We start from the raw sequence: 20,506 nt of genomic DNA, 5'->3' as shown, positions 1-20,506 counted from the left end.
GTATGATGGTGCTAATAAAAAAACTTCTTCATTGAAACATTAGCGACAGCATTAATAAGGCCGATCATGCTAACCAATATATTCATTACTTTAGCGTTATTGATATTAAGTTTTATTGGCCTACAACGGCTGTTTACGCTACCAAAAAATGTCTGGTTATTATTTTTAGTACAACCTTTGGTGATGGCAGCATCGCCGGTGATTGTTTTTATTGGCGGAATACTGGCTACTAGCATGGGTGCTGACCCCGCACTCGTTACTTTACCGGTTACTGTGATGATACTCGGTGTTGCTAGTGGCGCTATTCCTGCTGCTTTATTGGCTAAAAAGAAAGGTCGACGCTTTGCCGTGTTCACCGGTTTTAGTTTAGGCTTTTCAGGTACGATGCTAGCAACCTTTGCCGCGTTAAATGGTAGTTTCGAATTACTGGTATTAGCCAGTTTGCTTTTCGGCATCAGCACCGCCTTTATTCAACAGTTACGATTCGCCGCAATTGAAAGTGTCACTGACAGTAATGAAGTACCAACAGTACTTTCAATTCTAATGCTCAGTGGTATTTTTTCCGCATTTTTAGGCCCTGAGATTGCCGTAACAGCCAAAGATTGGTTAAGCTCCCCTTATGGTTATGCTGGCTCATTCTTATTTCTCTCAGGGTTATTTATTATTGCCATGGTGTTGATGTTAGGCTTCAAAAATCCAGAAATAAAATTCAGTGATAATGATGGTGAAATTCGCCCTTTAAGTGTGATCATAAAACAGCCCATTTTCATTATCGCAATATTATCAGCGGCCATTGGCTTTGCGCTTATGAGTTATCTTATGACCGCCACACCATTGAGTATGTATCAACTACATGGGCACAGTTTAAACGATACAAAATGGGTGATACAAAGTCACATTGCCGCTATGTTTATTCCATCACTATTCACCGCTTTATTAGTTAAACGTATTGGTTTGAAGAATTTAATGTTAGCTGGCACCTTAATCTATACGGTAGTTACCGTTATTGCTTTGTCGGGTGAACAAGTTATGCATTATTGGTGGGCATTGGTTTTATTAGGTATTGGCTGGAATTTTCTTTTTCTTACTGGCACGTCATTATTACCGCAAAGCTATCACCCTAGCGAACGCCATAAAGTTCAGGCGCTTAACGACTTTATAATTTTTGGCTTTCAAGCTGCCGCCTCTTTAATGGCCGGTTGGATATTATTCAAAGCCGGTTGGCATGTTGTAGTAATCACCAGTTTACCTTTTATTATTATCTTATTTGCTGTTAGTTGGTTTTACTTTAAAAAAGAGCGTGAAAAAATCAATCAAGCATCCACCAATGCAATGGCTAATGCTCAGCAAAAAATCATTCAACAAAGCGAAGTATAAACTTGAGCACTTTAACTATTTTACAACGTGGCGAGCCAGTGTTATCTGCAATCTCAAAACCAATACTCAATATTGATAGCGCTGAAATAAAACAGCTAATTATTGATCTTAAAAGCACCGTAGCTTTGGCAAAAGGTGTCGGTATTGCAGCTCCACAAGTAGGTAAAAGCTTGCGACTATTTATTATGTGCTCGGCCCCTAGCGAGCGCTACCCTGACGCACCATTGCTAGCGCCTTCTGTTATCATTAACCCTGAAATAATTCATACCAATAATGAGCAAGAATTAGGTTGGGAAGGCTGTTTAAGTGTCAAAGGCAAGCGAGCCTTAGTCCCACGATATACTCGCATCGAGGTTAAGTTTCTTGATGAAAGTGGTATCAAACATACTCAAACGCTGACCGGCTTTCTAGCTAGAATTTTTCAGCACGAATTAGATCATCTCGATGGCATTACTTTTATCGAACGACTAGACGATGAAAGTGATGCAATTGACGAACAACAATGGCGTAATATTATTTCACCTGATAAAAACTGCGACTAAAACTTAGCCGCGATATTGAACCAAGGTTGAATACGTATGCAGCTAATGTTGTAAATTGAAGACTATTGCTAAGATGGAAATCACAACCGTTAACTACTATTTTGGCAAAGCAAATACCTAAGCCTAAATGAATATCCGTTAACTTCGATTTATAACAATAAGAGTTAGTTTATGACCACCAAACCACAACTTAATTTTTGGCAAATTTGGAATATGTGTTTCGGCTTTATGGGAATACAGTTCGGTTTTGCCCTGCAAAATTCAAATGTCAGTCGAATATTTCAAACCTTAGGGGCCGATTATTCAAACATGGCTATTCTGTGGATTGCAGCCCCCATTACTGGACTTATTGTTCAGCCAATTATTGGTTACTTTAGTGATAATACTTGGAATAGGCTCGGACGACGCAAGCCCTACTTTCTCTATGGCGCAATAGCCGCGAGTTTATCTTTATTTATAATGCCTAATTCCCCTACCTTATGGGTTGCGGCGGGTATGCTATGGATAATGGATGCCTCGATTAACGTTTCAATGGAACCATTTCGCGCTTTTGTTGGCGATATGTTACCGAGAAAACAACGCGCTATGGGCTATGCAATGCAAAGTTTTTTCATTGCCGTTGCCTCTGTAGTTGCCTCATCATTGCCTTGGATGATGGCAAATTGGTTCGATATCAGCAATGTCGCAGCGCCAGGTCTACTGCCTGATACTGTTAAATTTTCATTTTATGCTGGTGGTGTAATATTCCTGCTTGCCGTGTTGTGGACCATATATTCAACAAAAGAATATTCACCTGAACAGCTAGAAGCGTTTCAAAACGCAGAAGAGCAACCGCTAAGTGAAGAAATTTTTACTCCTCGCACAGCAAAAAAATACTTTACCGGTGCTGCTGCTTGGTTATTGTTAGGATTAATCAGCTTTGTGATAATCGCGCTTAATGTTGAGCAACTCGATAAAAGTTTATTTATTCTTGCCGGTGGTTTTTGTTTCTTTGCAATTTGTCAGTTGGTAGCTGGCTTAATGGCAAAAAATAATAGTAACAATGGCTTTGCCCAAGTAATGTCAGACCTATTTTCAATGCCACAAACCATGAGACAACTCGCCTTTGTGCAGTTTTTCTCTTGGTTTCCATTTTTTGCTATGTGGACATACACTACAGCAGCGGTGACTGAATTTCATTTCGGTAGCTCTGATGTTACATCAGCAGCATTTAATGAAGGGGCTGACTGGGTAGGCGTACTATTTTCAGCTTACAACTTAACCTCAGTTTTTGCCGCAATATGTATTCCTATGGTGGTTAAATACTTAAATTTACGTATTGCCCATATGATCAATCTATTCTTAGGTGGTGCTGGCTTTATCTCATTCCTTTTCATTAATGACCCTACCTTACTTATTGTCTCTATGATTGGTATTGGCTTTGCTTGGGCGTCAATTTTATCGGTGCCCTACGCTATTTTAGCGAATGCCTTACCGGCTAAAAAAATGGGTTTATATATGGGAATATTTAACTTCTTTATCGTATTACCCCAGATATTAGCGGCTAGTATTCTAGGCTTTTTAATCACCAAAGTTTTCGACAATCAGCCTGTGTATGCACTTGTTGTTGGTGGCGCAAGCATGCTACTTGCAGGTTTATTAACTTTACGAGTTAAAGAGCCAGAATATTAACCAATTCGCTCCTTGTTAAAACAATAAAGCCTGATAACGAAAAGTATCGATATCAGGCTTTAAGCAATCAGGTTCAGTAATTATATTACGTTTTATTTTTTATCGAGTAATAGGTAAGTACAATACCCAATTAAAGATGAACTAGGCACAATATAACGATGGATAGTTTCAAATGTTAACGCCAATTATCGGTTATCACCTCGATGATGAAAATCATTGGGTTGCTCGTTTAGCTTGCGGACATTTTCAACATGTTCGACACCAACCTCCTTTTATTAATCGTCCATGGGTATTAAAACAGTCAACGAGGGATGAAAAATTGGGGAAAAAACTTAATTGTATTAAGTGTGATCAAGGCGCAGTAGCTGATTTTTCACTAATATAGATTACTGATGCAAAGATTATGGATGCTAAGATTGCAGGTGTTAAATTTTCGGGAGCATAGTCTTATGGGAATATAGTTTTATGGAAACATTAATGTCGGGTTCATAGCTTACTCGTAACTCAATAGATTTTAAGCCATTAAATAAAAGCTAAAAATCCACTCAATCACCTAACTACCGCAAGACTTTCTTACCACTAATGTCGCTGGCATTAATTGTGTTTGTGTTTCTTCTCCGCTCACTAATTGCAGTAACTTATCAACTAAAAGCTCACCAGCTAATACTGTGTCTTGTTTGGCGGTGGTTAATGCCGGCGAAGTTGAACAAGCCGTAGCTATATCATCAAAGCCCACGATAGCAATATCACCAGGTACGTTATAACCAGCTTCCTGTATCGCGCGCATTGCGCCAATAGCAATTAAATCACTTGCCGTACAAATAGCATCAAATTTTATGCCACTGGCAATGAGTTGTTGAGCCGCTTGATAGCCAGACTCATCAGTAGAAATAGCATCAATTTGCAGGTTGCTATCTACTTTAAGATTATGATCTTTTAATGCTTTGCAGTGGCCAGAGTAGCGTTCTAAAAACTCAGGAGAGCCGGTACTTACCCCGCCTAAAAAGGCAAAGTGTTGTCGATTTTGCTTTATTACATGCTCAGTTACTTGGTAGCCGCCGTGAAAATTATCACAACCCACAGAAACCACAGAAAGCCCTTTAACATCAGCCCCCCAGCGTACAAAATGGGTTTCTTGTTTGATCAGTTGAACCAGCTTTTCTTCGTAATCGGTATAATCGCCATAGCCCAGTAAAATAATGCCATCCGCTTTGCGGGTATCTTCAAAGTCAGCGTGCCAGTCATTACTCATTTGTTGGAACGACACTAATAAATCGTAACCCTTTTTTGCACTGGCTCGAGTAATACTTCCCAGCATCGACAAGAAAAATGGATTAATTAAAGAGTCATCATTGGTGGGATCTTCAAATAATAATAAGGCAATTGTGCCACTAAGTTGAGTGCGTAAACTACTGGCATTTTTATCAACTTTGTAGTTTAGCTCTTTGGCAATTTCTTGCACACGTCGACGAGTTTCCTCATTAACCAACGGACTGTTTCGCAATGCACGCGATACTGTTGATTGAGAAACTCCTGCTTTATAAGCGATATCAAATGATGTTTGTTTTGATCTCACAATAAACCTATAAGTGAAAAACTCTAATTCATATTAACTGAGGGACTAATCTAAGTACATAATTTAATTGACGATGGCGTTGCAATAAAGTCTTTAGCTGTGACAACGCTTAATAACAAACCATCAAGTAAATTGTGCAACAAACACAAGTAGGTAAATGCTTAACTGAAAATTGTCGCTACTCATGTTTTAAATATTTATTGCTTTTAAAAGTCATAAATACATACGTATGCATGCATATTTACTGATGTTTTTTCTGTGCATACGTATGTAGTTCATTGCTCTAATAACTAACATCGGCATAATAAATTCACGCGCTAATTTAATTCCTAAACTTAGGAACGCTTTATAAAAGAGCAATCATAATCACACAATGGTCGCGCCATTGATTACATGCTGTTTGGTTAACGGATTAAAAACAGACATGACGAAGCTTCACTTTTTACCGTAAATCATAAAGTGAAAATTTACCGACATTACAATGTCCGATTAAAGAGTTTGTAGTTATATGATCACCAAAACAAAAACATCTAATAAAACGTTGTCAGCAACAAACAAGAGCGCGCCACAACTGAGCGTTGCTGACATAAGCCAGCGTATAAAACATCATTTAAAGTTCACCCAGAGTGATCAAATCAATTGTGATAAAAAATCGGCCTACTGGCGAGCAACGTCCTTAGCACTCAATGATATTATTGTAGATAAACTACAAAGCACAAAAGCTCGCCAACAACACAGTGAAGTAAAGTCAGTTAATTACTTATCACTTGAATACTTAATGGGTCGTTTACTTTCAAACAACCTACATAACTTAGACTTATACACCCCGACACAAGTTGCGCTAAAACAAATGGGGTTTGATTTAGCAGACTTGTGTGAGCAAGGTGCTGATCTCGCTTTAGGTAATGGTGGTTTAGGTCGTTTAGCGGCATGTTTTTTAGACTCGCTTGCTACCTTAGATTACAACGCAATGGGCTATGGCGTGCATTATCAACATGGTTTATTCAAACAAAGCTTTGTTGACGGTCAACAAATAGAAACGCCTGATATGTGGCGAGAATTTGGTAGCCCGTGGGAAATTTGTCGCCCAGAATCTAGTCAAAACATTGCATTATATGGTTATGTAGAAGATGTTGCCCAAACCGATGGCACCACTAAGCCCTTATGGCATGCTGGTAAAACCTTAAAAGGTGTTCCGTGGGACGTGCCAATTGTTGGCTATAATTGTGAAACCGTTAACACTTTGCGTTTGTGGGAATGTCGTGCAGATAGTGCTTTTGACTGGGAATTGTTGAACCAAGGTGATTACTTGCAAGCTCATCAACAACAAGTGTCCGCTGAAACCGTTTCAAAAGTGCTTTACCCAAATGACGAGCATGATGCAGGCAAAGAGTTGCGGTTTATTCAACAATACTTTTTCTGTGCTTGTTCAGTACAAGATATTATTGCCCGTTTTGAAAATCAATATGGCAGTATTTCAGATAAAAACCATTGGTCTACATTTTGTGAAAAAGTTGCCATTCAACTCAACGACACCCACCCTACTGTCGCTATTTTAGAATTAATGCGCACCTTGATTGATAACCATAATATTGATTGGGATAACGCTTGGGCTATCTGTCAAAAAGTATTTGCCTATACCAACCACACGCTATTACCTGAAGCGCTTGAAAAATGGTCTGTATCATTATTTCAGCGAGTATTACCACGCCACTTATCGATTTTATATCGTATTAATGAAGCATTTCTAAATAACGAGGTTAATGCGTTATGGCCTAATAATGATGACATGCGCGCCCGATTATCATTAATTGAAGAAGGCCATGAACCTAAAGTTCGCATGGCACACCTTTGTGTCGTTACTGCACATAAAGTTAACGGTGTAGCGAAAATTCATTCTGACTTAGTCAAACAAGATCTATTCCCAGAATTTAACCAATTATGGCCAACAAAATTAACTAACGTTACTAATGGTATTACACCTCGCAGATGGCTAAAAGCTTGTAATCCTCTACTCGCTAATTTACTTGATAACACCATCGAAGGTGATTGGGCTAAAAATCTTAACAGCTTAAGTCAGTTAGCTGCATTGGCTGATGATGCTGACTTTCAAAAAGCGTTTATGACCATAAAACAGCAAAATAAAATTGCCTTAACCAAAGAAATAAAAACCTTAACGGGTGTAACCGTTAGTCCTGATGCAATTTTTGATGTTCAAATTAAACGTTTACATGAATATAAAAGGCAGCACTTAAACCTTTTACATATCATTTCGCTTTACCGTCAATTGTTAGAAAATCCTGAACTCGACATGCAACCAAGAGTATTTATTTTTGGTGCTAAAGCAGCACCTAGCTATCAATTAGCTAAAGAGATTATTTACGCTACCAATAAAATTGCAGACAAAGTTAACAATGACGAACGAATTCAAGACAAGCTCAAAGTAATTTTCTTACCTAATTATCGCGTAAGTTTGGCAGAAAAAATCATTCCTGCCTCAGATGTTTCTGAGCAAATATCAACCGCAGGCAAAGAGGCTTCTGGTACCGGTAATATGAAGTTAGCACTGAACGGGGCTGTTACTATCGGCACACTCGACGGAGCAAACATTGAAATAGCTGAAGAAGTAGGCAATGAGAATATATTTATATTTGGCTTAACTGTAGATGAAGTTAAAGCGCTTGATGCAAAAGGATATAACCCTTATCACTACTATGAAAATAATGCCGAAATTCGCGCTTGTTTAGACTGGCTAGATACCGATTATTTTACCCCAGGCAAACCTGGTGAGTTATCAGCCATTAAAAACTGCTTTTTAGCGGGTGGGGATCCTTACAAAGTGTTGGCTGATTTTCAAAGCTATGCGAATGCCCATAAGGCATTAGGTATAGCATATAAAGATCGTCAAAAGTGGGCCAAAATGGCAATTTTAAATACCGCTTTAATGGGTAAGTTTAACTCGGATCGATCTATTGAAGATTACGTAAAAAATATTTGGCACTTAACTCCTAGCAAATCTAGCGAGCTAATCTAAAGAGTGAATCTAAAGAGCGAATAAAGTTTAAGAAAGCTAAGTGATAAAGATATCTGATGTTAACGCAACCGATTAATTGATAACAAGCAAACCATCGGTTGCAGGGTTTTAACAATGACAATACACAGTTTGTAGTTAATCCAAAATGTACGGCTAAGTTTAATTAAATCAGTAACGAGATTGTTAAATCAAAATTAATACCCGTTCATCAGTTTTTTTAAAAAGCATTTATTGCTGAAAATAAACTCAGCGCCTCGTGTCGAATAAAAGTATTGCAGGCGCTAATGAATAACACGACTGCGTGAGCAGGTCATCACTTTAAAAATAAAATCGCTAGCACACACGTGCTAAGCGAAAAGCAAAGAGAAACATAGAATGAATTTAATTGAGAAACTTGCAGAACTTGTTGGCTTTCATGCAACCTACACCAATTCATTTGGCGAGCAAGTTTACGCTCAAGATGAGGCGAGACATTCGTTACTTAATGCCATGGGTTATGATTTGTCTTGTGATGAAAAAATAGCTAACAGCATAACCGAGTTAGAGCAAATTAGCTGGCGCAACATGCTGCCACCATCGCACGTAGAAAAATTTGAAGCCGCGCATCATGAAATCATCATTAGCATTGTTGAGTCTGCCTTAACAAAATTGTCATATGACATTACTGATGAGTCTGGTGAAAAAGTTAGTTATAACGTGGCTTTAACGTCATTAACCTTAAAAGAAACCGTTAGGTTTAGCGACGCAACCTATCATAAATACACACTGCCATTGCCAAATCTCGCGCAAGGTTATCATCAAATTACGCTGCAATATGGTGATGCTAGTGCCAGTTGCCCGTTAATATATGCGCCACAAACTTGTTATAGCCCTCAAGAAGCCTCTAGCGAAAAAATGTGGGGATATGCTGCGCAGTTATATTCACTAACCAGTGAAGATAACTTAGGTATGGGTGACTTTGGTGATTTAGCCAAACTGGTTGAAAAATCAGCTAAGCAAAAAGCCTCAGCAATTGGTTTAAATCCTTTGCACCCGTTATATCAAAATAATCCGGCGCATCGCAGTCCATATTCTCCGACCAGTCGCTGCTTTCTAAACACCTTGTACATTGACTTAAAGCAAGTACCAAATTTTTCAACTTGCCAAGCGGCACAGTCACACTTTAACAGTGACGAAATTCAAAACAAAATTGCCTATGCAAAACAAACAGAGCTCATTGACTACCCTGCTGTTGCCGATATTAAGTTTGATATTTTAGAAATATTATTTCAAGACATTAATAACTTATCACTCGAGCAACAAACCGAATTTACTGACTTTAAAACCAGTCAAGGTAATGATTTATTACAGCTTGCTACCTTTGAAGCACTTTACGAACACTTTAGAAAAATTGATGAAAACACTTATGGTTGGCCCGATTGGCCAGTTGCTTTTCAAGCACCTGATAGTGATGAAGTAAAAGCATTTCAACAAACGCACTCAAACCGTATTAACTATTTTTGTTTTGTACAATGGCTAGCCCATAGACAATTAAAATCAATTGCTGTGCAAGCGAAAAAATCAGGTATGCCTATCGGTTTATATCTCGATTTAGCTGTAGGTTGCGATGGCTCAGGCGTTGATGTTTGGTCAGACAAAGATGTGTATGTGGCAGGTGCTGCGGTAGGTGCACCACCCGATGCAATGAATACCATAGGACAAGATTGGGGACTAACGCCAATTAATCCTGTTGCACTTCAAAAGCAAGGGTATCAGCCGCTGGTTAAGGCCTTACGAAGCAATATGCAATATGCTGGAGCCTTGCGCATCGATCATATTTTAGGGTTAATGCGCCAATATTGGGTCGCTCCAGGAATGAGAGCAGATGAAGGTGTTTATATCACCTTTCCGCTCGCAGACATTTTACGCATAATCGCTTTAGAATCTCGCCGAAATAACTGTGTTGTTATTGGAGAAGATTTAGGAACTGTGCCAGACGGTTTTGGCGAAATAATGGCAAAAGCAGGCTTGTTATCTTACAAAGTGTTATTTTTTGAACGTTGGGATTCAGGCTTTTTTATGCGTCCTGAGCTTTACCCTGCACAATCTATGGTTACCGTATCAACTCATGACTTACCGACATTAACAGGTTGGTGGACAGGTAAAGATCTTGAATGGCGTCAAAAGCTTAGTCTTTATCCTAATGAAGCAATGGGTCAAAACGAGCGTGACAGCCGCATTAAAGATCGCCAATTACTTATCGATGCATTAAACGATCTTAATGTCATGGATATCAGTAAAGCTCCAGCTCAAGCACCCGCTAAAATGAATAGGGAATTGAGCTTGAGCGTACAAAAATATATGGCAAAAGCACCCAGTCATATTCAATTAATTCCGCTAGAAGATGCCTTAGAAATTGTTGAACAAGTTAATATTCCCGGCACAATTGATGAACACCCAAATTGGTTGCAAAAGTTACCGGTAACAATTGAAGCATTTGATACAACTGATTCAGTGAATGAGTTAGCCACAGCAATGAACGCTGCTAGACCACGATCGTAATCGCCACTATATTTGTTAACCTTGGATAATAAAATTATGTTTAAAAAGAATAAACTATCCGCTTTACTCATAGCCTCAATATCAACATTAGCATTCGCTGGATGTGGTAGTGATGGAGTCGATAAAAAAACAGAAACTGAAAAGGCACGGGTTGAACAAACACTTGTTGAAAAACAAAAGCTATCTTCAAGTTCTGCTTCAATGTCAACTCAAAAGCACTATAAAACTGCCGCAGATTTACCGCATTATCTCGATCGTGACGTGCAAGAAGAAGTGTTTTACTTTGTTATGCCCGACCGATTTAATAACGGCAATACCGATAACGATTTAGGTTCAAAAACCCAACCAATTTCTGCAGGTGGCTTTGATAAAAGCCATAAAGGCATGTTTCATGGTGGCGACATTCAGGGTTTAAAAGACAAATTACCTTACTTAAAAGAGCTCGGCATTTCTGCAATTTGGTTAACACCTATTTTACGTAACCAAGCCATGCAAGCTGACAGTTCAGGTTATCATGGTTATTGGGTATTAGACTTTACCGAAATTGATCCGCATTTAGGCAGTAATGACGATTTAAAAGATCTTATTAGCAGCGCGCACGCAGAAAACATTAAAATCTATTTTGATATTATTACCAACCATACCGCCGATGTAATTAAATATGTTGAATGCCACGGCGAAGACGGCTTGCAATGGCTAGTTAAATCAGACAAAGGTTGTCCATTTAAATCGTCGGAGCAATTAGCAAATGGCGAAAAATACACCCCGATAATTCCAAAAGGTCATGAGCAATTAAAAACGCCAGCTTGGTTGAACGATCCTAAGTATTACCACAACCAGGGTGACTCATTCTGGCAAGGTGAAAGTTCAAAGCGTGGCGACTTCGCAGGCCTTGACGATATTGACACCAACAACCCTGAAGTATTAGCAGGTATGATCGATATTTTCAAAAACCTAATCACTGAGTTCAAACCTGATGGCTTTCGTATTGATACAGTGAAACATGTTAATACCGAATTTTGGGCTGAATTCTCCCCCGCTTTAGTGAATCATGCGCAGGGCTTAGGCATAAAAAACTTCTTCATGTTTGGCGAAGTTTATAGCTTTACCAGCAAAGAGCTTAGCGAATATACAACCACGGGTAACATGCAGTCAGTGCTAGACTTTGGTTTTCAAAGCGCTATGGTACAAAGTTTAATCGAACAAAAAGGCACTAAGGTATTATCAAGCCTTTTCACTAATGATATTGACTACCTTGATCATGACAGTAACGCTAATCAGTTAATGAATTTTACGGGTAATCATGACATGGGGCGTTTTACTTTTATGCTCAAACAAAGCGCGTTTAATTATACGGAAGATCAAATGATCAAACGTACGCTGCTTGCACATGCCATGACTTACTTTATGCGCGGCGTACCGATTATTTATTATGGCGACGAACAAGGCTTTGTAGGTGATGGCGGCGACCAAGCTTCGCGCCAAGATATGATGCCATCACTTGTTGATAGTTATAATGACGACGACTTACTAGGAACCGATGCCACCACAGCTGACGACAACTTTGATACTCAGCATCCGCTTTATCAACGCTTTTCACAATATGCAGATATTTTTTACCAATACCCTGCACTGCGCAGAGGCGAGCAAAAAACTGTATTTCAATCTGATGAAAATGCTATTTTTGCCGTTACACGCACCTTAACTAAAGAGCATGAAAATACGGCTATACCAAGCTCAGAAATGTTAATCATTTTTAATACTTCTGATGCGCCAGCTAAAGCGAGTATTTCGCTGCAAGAGAAACCTTATAAATTAGTGATTGGCCAAAGCAAGCTAATAAAGTCAGGTGAAAATATTTATAGTATCGAAGTGCCAGCATTGGGTTTCGCAATTTATGAAAAACTAAATATAAACTAAATATAAAAGCTAAGCTCTTTCACCTAGTATAAACCTATTAAGTCCACAACTAGCCTCTAGATGTGGACTTTTTTATGCCTACAATTAACTATCTCAACCATAATGAGTATAAAAATAGCGCTATCTCTTCGCTTCACAGAACACTGATTACAAATTTTTACTAATAGCGAATTGAGATAACGACCAGGGATAAATTATTTTCAATATTTAAGACAATATGCGACATTACGCGAAGTTTTGTAATGACACAGGTAATCATTACAAAATGTAAACAAACTGACTAGGTTCGATTCAATGAGTACAGAAATTGAAATTTTAGATGCTGTATTTAAATGCCAGGCTGATGAAGACATTTTTTATCAAAGATTGTCTGAAATTAAAGGTATTAAGAAAATTGTTACTCACAACTCCTATCTGTTAGTAACCATCTTCGATACTCACAAAAAACAGACGATAAGTGATATTAGCGAAGTTTGTGATATATGGCACGCCACAATGGCTAGTCATTAGAGTAAGCATTAGTTTTATATGCTAATGCCGCCCATAAATTAAGTGACAAGGTTATAAGTTTAACGGACGTACTTTTTACCATGATAAGAGTAATTTTTTCTAGAATGAGAGGTGGTGATATTTGTCCTCCTCGTGTACCCATTTCAAAAGTTGCATGGTCTTGGCTAGGTGCATTTCTTAGCATGTACTTTGTCGCTATTTTAAGTAGCCTGACTGAAGTTGATGTTTTAAAAAGCATGTTCCTTGTCGGTTCATTTGGCGCATCTGCCGTACTTATTTATGGTGCACCACAAGCTGATTTTTCACAGCCAAGAAACATCATTGGTGGCCATATAATATCAGCTTTCATCGGAGTTACATTGCAAAAGTATTTAACCTTGGATATCGCATTATTAGGTGCTCTGGCTGTGTCAATATCAATTGTCGCCATGCATTTTACACGTACGCTGCATCCCCCAGGAGGCGCAACCGCTTTAATTGCTGTTATTGGTAGTACTGAGTTACACAATTCTGGTTATTACTTTGTTGTCACTCCTGTTGCCATTGGCACACTCATTTTATTAGTGATCGCCTTGGTGATAAATAATTTATCTAAAAGCCCATTAAGGCACTACCCAAGATATTGGTTTTAAACTCCCGATTAAGCGACCCATTGAGCTACCCATTGAGCTAGCTATTGAACTACCTATTGAGCCCCAAGCATGACATTTGTGATTAAACTTGTAGTTTTTAATTGCTTATATTGATGACTTATTCAAATTATTTAATCACTATTTCGTCTCACAAATGACTCGATAAACACCTTGTACTGAACTTGTAAAAATAGCGAATTTGAGTACACTGTTAAGCAAGAACTGAGTAAATTCTTGTAAATTGTATAAGTCGGTATTACAAGAAAATAAGTTATATTTTCATCATCTTGCCTAACACTTTTTTAAACAATGATAAGGTCGTGAACGTTGTTCTCTCAGTGATAACGATTATATCTCTCATATAACAATAAGAGATCTCAAGTAAACTTTCTCCTACATAAGGATGTTCAATGATAGATTTTGACAACAAAGGTTTTTTTAAACTAAAGCAAGATGCCGATTATGGCGAAAAAGTAGCAGATTTACTTTTAGACGATGAGCAGATTGTTGACTCATATAAAACCATGCGAGACGGTGTGGTGTTTACCACTAAACGTATCATTGCGGTTAATGTTCAAGGCATTACCGGCAGTAAAAAAGACTTTACTTCACTGCCTTACAAAAATATTGTTGCTTACTCGATTGAAACATCAGGCACCTTTGACCTTGATTCAGAGTTAGAAATTTATTTTTCAGCTATAGGCAAAGTAAGGTTTGAGTTTTCAGGCAAAACATCAATGCTAGAAGTATCTAAAATAATCTCTAGTCATTTATTGTAATAGCGATATTTTGCCAAACGCTCCAGTTAGCTGCTCAATTATATGAGTAGCTAACTAAACTTGATTTTAAATTAAGTAAAACAATGCCACGATTAATTACTTACCTACAAATACCACTTTTTCAGCACTATCAAGCCACAACGGATATTTTGCCATCACTTTAGTAAACATAGGGCTTTGCAAATAGTTATTAAGCCAAGCTTTAAGGTTTGGATAAGGCGATTGTAAATACCATTGTCGCTCTATACGCGCAAATTGGCGAATAAACGGCAATAAGGCAATATCCAATAAGCTTTCTCGTTCTGATGATAAAAATTTATGCGCAGTTAAGCGTAACTCCAACATTTGTATATAATGTTCGCAAGCCGCACGGCACTCATCAATATTAGTTTCATGATAACGTTTGGCGCATTTATAAGCTTCTAAACAACGTTTAAATTCCACATCAAATTCAGTAATAAACGCTAACATTTGCGTAAGTACTTCAGGGCTATCACGATGAAGTAAATCGTTAGGATCAGCGCTATTTAGTGCCCACAACATAACATCTAAGCTTTCATCAATAACTTGGCACTTTGCGTTTTCTTTACTGATTGAGTTGTCAGTTTGAGATATCACTAAAATTGGTACCGTAGCTTTAGCTGAAGCTAAAATCATTTCAGGGGGTTTATCACTTAACACCACGTCACGAAGTGCAACCGGTTGATGTGACTTAAAAATAGCAATACGCGCTCGCATTGCATAAGGGCAGTTTCTTAACGAATAAAGGATTGGGAGTGCCATGGGCTCTTCTTAATGCATGCATTTTCTTTAATCATGCAACTTTAACGGTATTCATTAGGGAAATATACGGGTAAAATCCCTGCTTTGAAATTTAGCGAATAAAAAGTTGTACAAATGGATCATAAAATAGAATTATTAGCCCCCGGTGGCGATGTTGACGCAATTAAAGCGGCCATTATAGCTGGAGCCGACGCGGTATATTGCGGTTTAGACACACTAAATGCCCGTAATCGCGCTGCTAATATATCTTTTGAACAACTTATTGGCATCATTCGTCTTGCTCATCAGTACGAATGCCAAATATTTTTGACCTTAAACGTTATTATTTTAGAGCGTGAATTTAAGTCTATTGCTAAATTATTAAGTAAATTAGTTAACACCACATTAGACGGCGTTATCGTGCAAGATATCGGTATGTTTAATATTATTAAGAAGCATTTTCCAACCTTAGATATACACGCTTCAACCCAATTAACCACGCATAATATAGGCCAAATCCCATTTTTGAAAAAATTAGGGGCTTCGCGAGTTAATTTATCAAGAGAGTTAAACTTACGCGAAATAACCGCCATCACAGAAGTTTGTAATGAATATAATGTGCTCACTGAAGTATTCGTGCATGGCTCACTTTGTGTGGCATTTTCAGGGCTTTGTTATTCAACTTCAGCTAGTGTCGGTAATTCAGGTAATCGTGGCCGTTGCAGCCAAGCCTGTCGTGAAGAGTATGAAACAACACCGTCTGGTCATAACTTCCCACTAAATATTAAAGACAATTCAGCCTTTTTTGATTTACCGGCTTTAATCGACGCAGGTGTGCATTCTTTCAAAATTGAAGGCCGCATTAAAGGGGCAAATTACGTCCATACGGTCGTCGATAGTTTCCGTAAACAAATCGATGGTTTTCTTAATACTGGTGAATTAACACAAGATGGCGAACGCCTTTACAAAGTATTTAATCGCGACTTCTCCAACGCCTTTTTACGCGGTGATTTAAATCAATCGATGTTTATTGATAATCCGCGCGATAACTCAAAAGTGCATGCGGTCAGTAAATTTAAAGCTGACGAAAGCCAATCAATTTCAGTCGTTCAAATTCAAGATGTAGAGCAAAATCTGCAAACAGATAAAAACGACATTGAAGCGGAAGTGGTTGAGAAAATAAAGCATTTAAGTATTGAAAAAGTACCGTTAACCTTAAGCTTTTCGGGCCAACTAGAGCAACCGTTAACGGTTACAGTGACTACCACTGGCTTTTCTATTGAGCAAAACACCTTTACCGTGCAATCTACTAGCTTATTACGCGCCAGTGATAACGCCAGTATTGATAAAGCAACCATCGAAAAACGCTTTAAAAGCTTTAATAATGCTGAGTTTTTACTTAACGAGCTAAACTGCGACAAGTTAAATGCCGGTTTAAGTATCCCTTTTAAAGAACTAACCGCACTTAAAAACCAAATTGCTAGCACGTTAAATAATGCGGTTGATATTATCCCTGAGGTGACGTTACCTAAGTTGGTTAGTCATCCTAAAAGTGATACTGCAAAGGCAAGCAAAGCTGAACTATCAATTTTGATTTGTGACGAAGCCGATGTTGCGCTTACAGAGGTTACTGATGCCGACATTTACTTTAAATTACCCGATGCTTACAAACGTGGCTGCACTAAGTACGTTGGCTTTTTACAAGACAATCCACGTTTAATCCCATGGTTTCCTGCCGTACTTATCGGTAAAGATTACGATGCAGCCGTAACGATTTTAGAGCAAGTAAAACCTGAACTTATCGTCACGAATAACACAGGCATCGCTTATAAAGCGAATGCCCTAGGCATAAAGTGGATTGCTGGCCCGTTTTTAAACACCACCAATTCATATGCGTTATTAGCCATGAAAGAAGACTTTGACTGTAGTGGCGCGTTTATTTCAAACGAAATTAATGCCATGCAAATGAAGCATATTGCACGCCCTGAAAACTTTAAATTATTTTACAGCATTTACCACCCTATTTTGTTGATGACTAGCCGACAGTGTTTCTTCCAACAAAGTGTGGGTTGTGAGAAACCACGCATCGACAATGGTTGTATGCTGTCTTGTGATAAGTCGACTAGCATCACTAACCTTAAAGGTGTGTCGTTTGCCATTGATAAGCAAAAAGCCGGTTACCCAAGTATTTATAACCAAGATCAGTTTTTAAATATGGAAATTATTGAAGATTTATCTCACTTATTCGACAGCTTTATGATTGATTTAACCAACATTGGCGCAGGCGATAAAGCCTCACCTGATAAAGCCTTGTTGATCAGACAATTTGAAGAACTATTGTCAAATCAAGTGCAGGACGAGCAGTCAATCGTAAAACAACAGCTAAATAATTTAGTGCCTGAGTCGACTAATATTCAATACCATAATGGTTTGTAGATAACTAATAATGAGTTAGTGATGAAAAATTAAAGCCACTTATTTACTTATACTTATAAAGTACAAAAGTAAATGAGTGGCTTTTTTGATGGTTAATTTAAGTCTTTACTTAAAAAGAAACACTACGGCACTGCTTGGCCATTTCTAGCTTCTAGCAAGCGATACCAATCTTCACGCGAATAATCTATTGCTAAGGCTTGTTTAGCCGCAACAATGCGCTCTGGGGTCGTTGAACCTATAATAGGGAAAATATTGGCAGGGTGTTTTAACAACCAAGCAAGAATAACTTGCCAAGGTGCGCAACCATATTTTTTACTTTGGTTGTTTAGCTCGCTTTCAATTCTTTGCTCATCTTCAACTGAAAAAGTGTTGCCCCACGCAGAGTAAGCAACGCCGCCCAGCGGACACCAGGCAATCGGTGTAATACCATGCTGTTGGCATTGTTCTAACGTGCCATCAAGTAAAGTATCGATATTGTGAATATTAATTTCAACCTGATTAACCAATAATGGCATAGACATAGCCGACTTTAATAACGCTAGCTGCGAAGGTTTAAAGTTACTGACACCAAAGTGCTTAACTTTACCGCTGGCTTTTAATAACGCAAAGGTTTCTGCCACCTCATTAGCGTCAAATAAATAGTCAGGTCGATGCAGCAAAAACAGATCTAAATGATCGGTATTTAAGCGTTTTAATGAACCTTCAACACTGGCCAATAAATATTTTTGGTTAAAGTCATAACGAGTAGGTGCGTAGCTATCATCATTATTTTTTGGTCGAATACCCGCTTTCGAGGTAATAATCATTTGTTCACGTAAATGCGGTTGTTCTGCTAATAACTCTCCAAAAATACTTTCACTTGCACCACCACCATATATATCAGCATGATCAAAATGGTTATAGCCTGCATCCAACGCCGTCATTATCGCTCGTTTACCTTTACTACGATCGCTCGTACTGTTGTCGCCAGCAATACGCATACAGCCGTAGATAAGACGTGATGATTCGATAGTCGATTTGCCTAGTTTACTGTGTTTCATTGATCACTCTGTTTAACAATTGGAATTTAAAAATAAATAAAATAAGTAAAATAACTAATCACTACAACCGACAAAAATTAGTTAAATATTCATCATGACTTGGCAGCTTTGTTAGCGGCTCATGTTTGATAGCTTTAATTTTCGCTAACATTGAGTTGAGCTGCTCAAGCGGCATATCATTCGCCAAAGGATGATAATCTTCTGGTTCTATGCCCTGCCCTAACATCACTTGTAACCATGAACCTTCATTAAACAAGTCGTTTTGCTCTCGAAATATTTTGCCGGTTTCTTTAAAGAGTTTAATTTTTTCTGCTAAAGACTCAGGTATGTCCATTTCACGTAAATCACGCCACAGCTGACTGTCATCTCTTTGGTTTACATGATAATGCAAGATAATAAAGTCTCGAATTTGCTCATACTCTACTCTCGATTGACGATTATATTCATCAACTTGAGCTGTACTGATACCCTTTTGTGGGAACATATGAATCAGACGAACAATGGCTGATTGAATCAAATGAATACTGGTTGACTCAAGCGGCTCTAAAAATCCACTCGATAGCCCTATAGCGATTACATTTTTGTGCCACTGTTTACGTCGACGCCCGGTGGTAAATTTTATCACGCGAGGCTCAGCTAAGGGCTCTGATTCAATATTGGCTAATAACAGTGCTTTAGCTTGTTCATCGCTATAATGTTTACTGCTATAGACCAGACCATTACCATTGCGATGTTGCAGCGGTATACGCCATTGCCACCCACCTGCATGTGCAATTGAGCGAGTATAAGGCACGGTTTCAGCAAATCTTTTAGAAGGCACTGCCACGGCTCGATCACAAGGCAGCCAATGCCCCCAATCTTCATAACCGGTATTTAGTGTTTGCTGTATTAGCAGACCGCGAAAACCAGAGCAATCAATAAATAAATCACCTTTAATTACCTCGCCATTTTTTAGTACTAATGATTTTACGTTACCCGTTTTTTGACATTGCTCAACATTTTCAACCATGCCCTCGATACGTTTAACGCCAATTTTTTCGCTAAACTTTCTTAAAAACTGTGCGTATAAACCAGCATCAAAGTGAAAAGCGTAAGGAATATCAATAATGGGATCTTTGGACTTTATTTGCGCGAATTTCCCTTGGGTTGCACATAGATAATTCAGGTCATAATCCCATAAATTATCTTTTAGTCCGGCATCTTGTGCACGTTTTAAATAATGATGAAAGTGACAAAAAGGTAAACTTTTCCCTGCAGCACCAAAAGTATGAAAATAACTTTCTTCGGTGTTTTTCCAATTTTCGAATTTAATACCGAGCTTAATAGTCGCATTAGTCTCTCGCAAAAATTCAGCTTCATTAATACCAAGTACACTATTGAATAAACGAATTGGAGGAATAGTCGCTTCTCCAACACCAACACTCGCTATATTTTCTGACTCGACCAATTCAACATCAACTGACTTGCCCATGAGCTTTTTAATTAATGAGGCAGACATCCAACCTGCAGTACCACCGCCTAGAACAACGACTTTCTTAATTTTATTTGTCATGTGTAATTCTCTACTTTATTACTGCTACATAAATTCAATATTAAACTTTATCAGGGTCCAAATAATAAAACCTGCTAGAAGCCTAGCAGGTTTTAATTTTACAAACGTTTATTTAATTAAACCTAATAATTACA

Annotated in this window: 15 protein-coding genes; 11 read left to right on the top strand and 4 right to left on the bottom strand. The window is 38.3% G+C overall.

The features are described from left to right. Nucleotides 1–66: 66 nt before the first annotated feature. From H4J50_RS10430 to H4J50_RS10415, 4 genes are all read left to right on the top strand, one after another. Nucleotides 67–1,377 (top strand): MFS transporter, encoded by a 1,311-nt coding sequence (locus tag H4J50_RS10430; RefSeq protein ID WP_182256234.1) that lies wholly within the window; start codon nt 67–69, stop codon nt 1,375–1,377. A 2-nt stretch (nt 1,378–1,379) separates the two neighbouring features. Next, complete coding sequence (gene def / locus H4J50_RS10425) at nt 1,380–1,919, top strand: peptide deformylase (RefSeq protein WP_182256232.1); 540 nt, start codon at nt 1,380–1,382, stop codon at nt 1,917–1,919. A 171-nt stretch (nt 1,920–2,090) separates the two neighbouring features. Then, on the top strand, nt 2,091–3,590 hold the full coding sequence (locus H4J50_RS10420) for an MFS transporter (protein WP_182256230.1): 1,500 nt from the start codon (nt 2,091–2,093) through the stop codon (nt 3,588–3,590). Between the two features lie 172 nt (nt 3,591–3,762). Then, entirely contained in the window at nt 3,763–3,975 is a 213-nt protein-coding gene (locus H4J50_RS10415) for a DUF3565 domain-containing protein (RefSeq protein ID WP_182256228.1), read from the top strand. A 168-nt stretch (nt 3,976–4,143) separates the two neighbouring features. Here the strand turns inward: H4J50_RS10415 and H4J50_RS10410 are convergent, their stop codons facing one another. Beyond that, nucleotides 4,144–5,166 carry a LacI family DNA-binding transcriptional regulator gene (locus H4J50_RS10410; RefSeq protein WP_182256226.1) on the bottom strand — a complete coding sequence of 341 codons (1,023 nt, stop codon included), beginning with the start codon at nt 5,164–5,166 and terminating at the stop codon, nt 4,144–4,146. Nucleotides 5,167–5,674: 508 nt separating this feature from the next. Between H4J50_RS10410 and H4J50_RS10405 the strand changes: the two genes are divergently transcribed. The 6 genes from H4J50_RS10405 to H4J50_RS10380 all read left to right on the top strand — a co-directional run bounded on the left by H4J50_RS10405 (nt 5,675) and on the right by H4J50_RS10380 (nt 14,582). Further along, complete coding sequence (locus H4J50_RS10405; RefSeq protein WP_182256225.1) at nt 5,675–8,200, top strand: glycogen/starch/alpha-glucan phosphorylase; 2,526 nt, start codon at nt 5,675–5,677, stop codon at nt 8,198–8,200. A 375-nt stretch (nt 8,201–8,575) separates the two neighbouring features. After that, nucleotides 8,576–10,741, top strand: coding sequence for a 4-alpha-glucanotransferase (malQ, locus tag H4J50_RS10400; RefSeq protein ID WP_182256223.1), 2,166 nt, complete (start codon nt 8,576–8,578; stop codon nt 10,739–10,741). A gap of 36 nt (nt 10,742–10,777) precedes the next feature. Then, a complete protein-coding gene (locus tag H4J50_RS10395; RefSeq protein WP_259366222.1) occupies nt 10,778–12,661 on the top strand; it encodes an alpha-amylase family glycosyl hydrolase in 1,884 nt (627 codons plus the stop codon). Between the two features lie 294 nt (nt 12,662–12,955). Next, nucleotides 12,956–13,171, top strand: a complete 216-nt coding sequence (locus H4J50_RS10390; RefSeq protein WP_182256221.1) for a hypothetical protein — start codon at nt 12,956–12,958, stop codon at nt 13,169–13,171. A gap of 83 nt (nt 13,172–13,254) precedes the next feature. Next, entirely contained in the window at nt 13,255–13,803 is a 549-nt protein-coding gene (locus tag H4J50_RS10385) for an HPP family protein (RefSeq protein WP_182256236.1), read from the top strand. Nucleotides 13,804–14,213: 410 nt separating this feature from the next. After that, the gene (locus H4J50_RS10380) at nt 14,214–14,582 is read left to right on the top strand and encodes a PH domain-containing protein (RefSeq protein WP_108456479.1); all 369 of its coding nucleotides are present in this window, start codon (nt 14,214–14,216) and stop codon (nt 14,580–14,582) included. A 96-nt stretch (nt 14,583–14,678) separates the two neighbouring features. On the opposite strand, the gene H4J50_RS10375 is transcribed toward H4J50_RS10380, so the two are convergent. Next, a complete protein-coding gene (locus tag H4J50_RS10375; RefSeq protein WP_182256219.1) occupies nt 14,679–15,365 on the bottom strand; it encodes a glutathione S-transferase in 687 nt (228 codons plus the stop codon). A gap of 114 nt (nt 15,366–15,479) precedes the next feature. Here H4J50_RS10375 and H4J50_RS10370 point away from each other — a divergent pair, with 114 nt between their 5' ends. Continuing rightward, complete coding sequence (locus H4J50_RS10370) at nt 15,480–17,780, top strand: peptidase U32 family protein (protein WP_182256217.1); 2,301 nt, start codon at nt 15,480–15,482, stop codon at nt 17,778–17,780. Nucleotides 17,781–17,902: 122 nt separating this feature from the next. On the opposite strand, the gene H4J50_RS10365 is transcribed toward H4J50_RS10370, so the two are convergent. Together H4J50_RS10365 and H4J50_RS10360 are read right to left on the bottom strand one after the other, a co-directional pair. Next, nucleotides 17,903–18,820 (bottom strand): aldo/keto reductase family oxidoreductase, encoded by a 918-nt coding sequence (locus H4J50_RS10365; protein WP_182256215.1) that lies wholly within the window; start codon nt 18,818–18,820, stop codon nt 17,903–17,905. 61 nt (nt 18,821–18,881) lie between these two features. Continuing rightward, the gene (locus H4J50_RS10360; protein WP_182256213.1) at nt 18,882–20,372 is read right to left on the bottom strand and encodes a tryptophan halogenase family protein; all 1,491 of its coding nucleotides are present in this window, start codon (nt 20,370–20,372) and stop codon (nt 18,882–18,884) included. Nucleotides 20,373–20,506 lie beyond the last annotated feature (134 nt).

This window comes from Colwellia sp. 6M3, from assembly GCF_014077595.1.
Lineage (GTDB): Bacteria > Pseudomonadota > Gammaproteobacteria > Enterobacterales > Alteromonadaceae > Cognaticolwellia.
The sequence above is the reverse complement of the archived record's forward strand: the minus strand, read 5'-3'. Positions and strand labels throughout refer to the sequence as shown.

Coding starts and splice junctions, on each gene's coding strand:
- H4J50_RS10430 (WP_182256234.1), top strand. CDS start 67: ATGCTAACCAATATATTCATTACTTTAGCGTTATTGATATTAAGTTTT.
- H4J50_RS10420 (WP_182256230.1), top strand. CDS start 2,091: ATGACCACCAAACCACAACTTAATTTTTGGCAAATTTGGAATATGTGT.
- H4J50_RS10415 (WP_182256228.1), top strand. CDS start 3,763: ATGTTAACGCCAATTATCGGTTATCACCTCGATGATGAAAATCATTGG.
- H4J50_RS10405 (WP_182256225.1), top strand. CDS start 5,675: ATGATCACCAAAACAAAAACATCTAATAAAACGTTGTCAGCAACAAAC.
- malQ (WP_182256223.1), top strand. CDS start 8,576: ATGAATTTAATTGAGAAACTTGCAGAACTTGTTGGCTTTCATGCAACC.
- H4J50_RS10395 (WP_259366222.1), top strand. CDS start 10,778: ATGTTTAAAAAGAATAAACTATCCGCTTTACTCATAGCCTCAATATCA.
- H4J50_RS10390 (WP_182256221.1), top strand. CDS start 12,956: ATGAGTACAGAAATTGAAATTTTAGATGCTGTATTTAAATGCCAGGCT.
- H4J50_RS10380 (WP_108456479.1), top strand. CDS start 14,214: ATGATAGATTTTGACAACAAAGGTTTTTTTAAACTAAAGCAAGATGCC.
- H4J50_RS10375 (WP_182256219.1), bottom strand. CDS start 15,365: ATGGCACTCCCAATCCTTTATTCGTTAAGAAACTGCCCTTATGCAATG.
- H4J50_RS10370 (WP_182256217.1), top strand. CDS start 15,480: ATGGATCATAAAATAGAATTATTAGCCCCCGGTGGCGATGTTGACGCA.
- H4J50_RS10365 (WP_182256215.1), bottom strand. CDS start 18,820: ATGAAACACAGTAAACTAGGCAAATCGACTATCGAATCATCACGTCTT.
- H4J50_RS10360 (WP_182256213.1), bottom strand. CDS start 20,372: ATGACAAATAAAATTAAGAAAGTCGTTGTTCTAGGCGGTGGTACTGCA.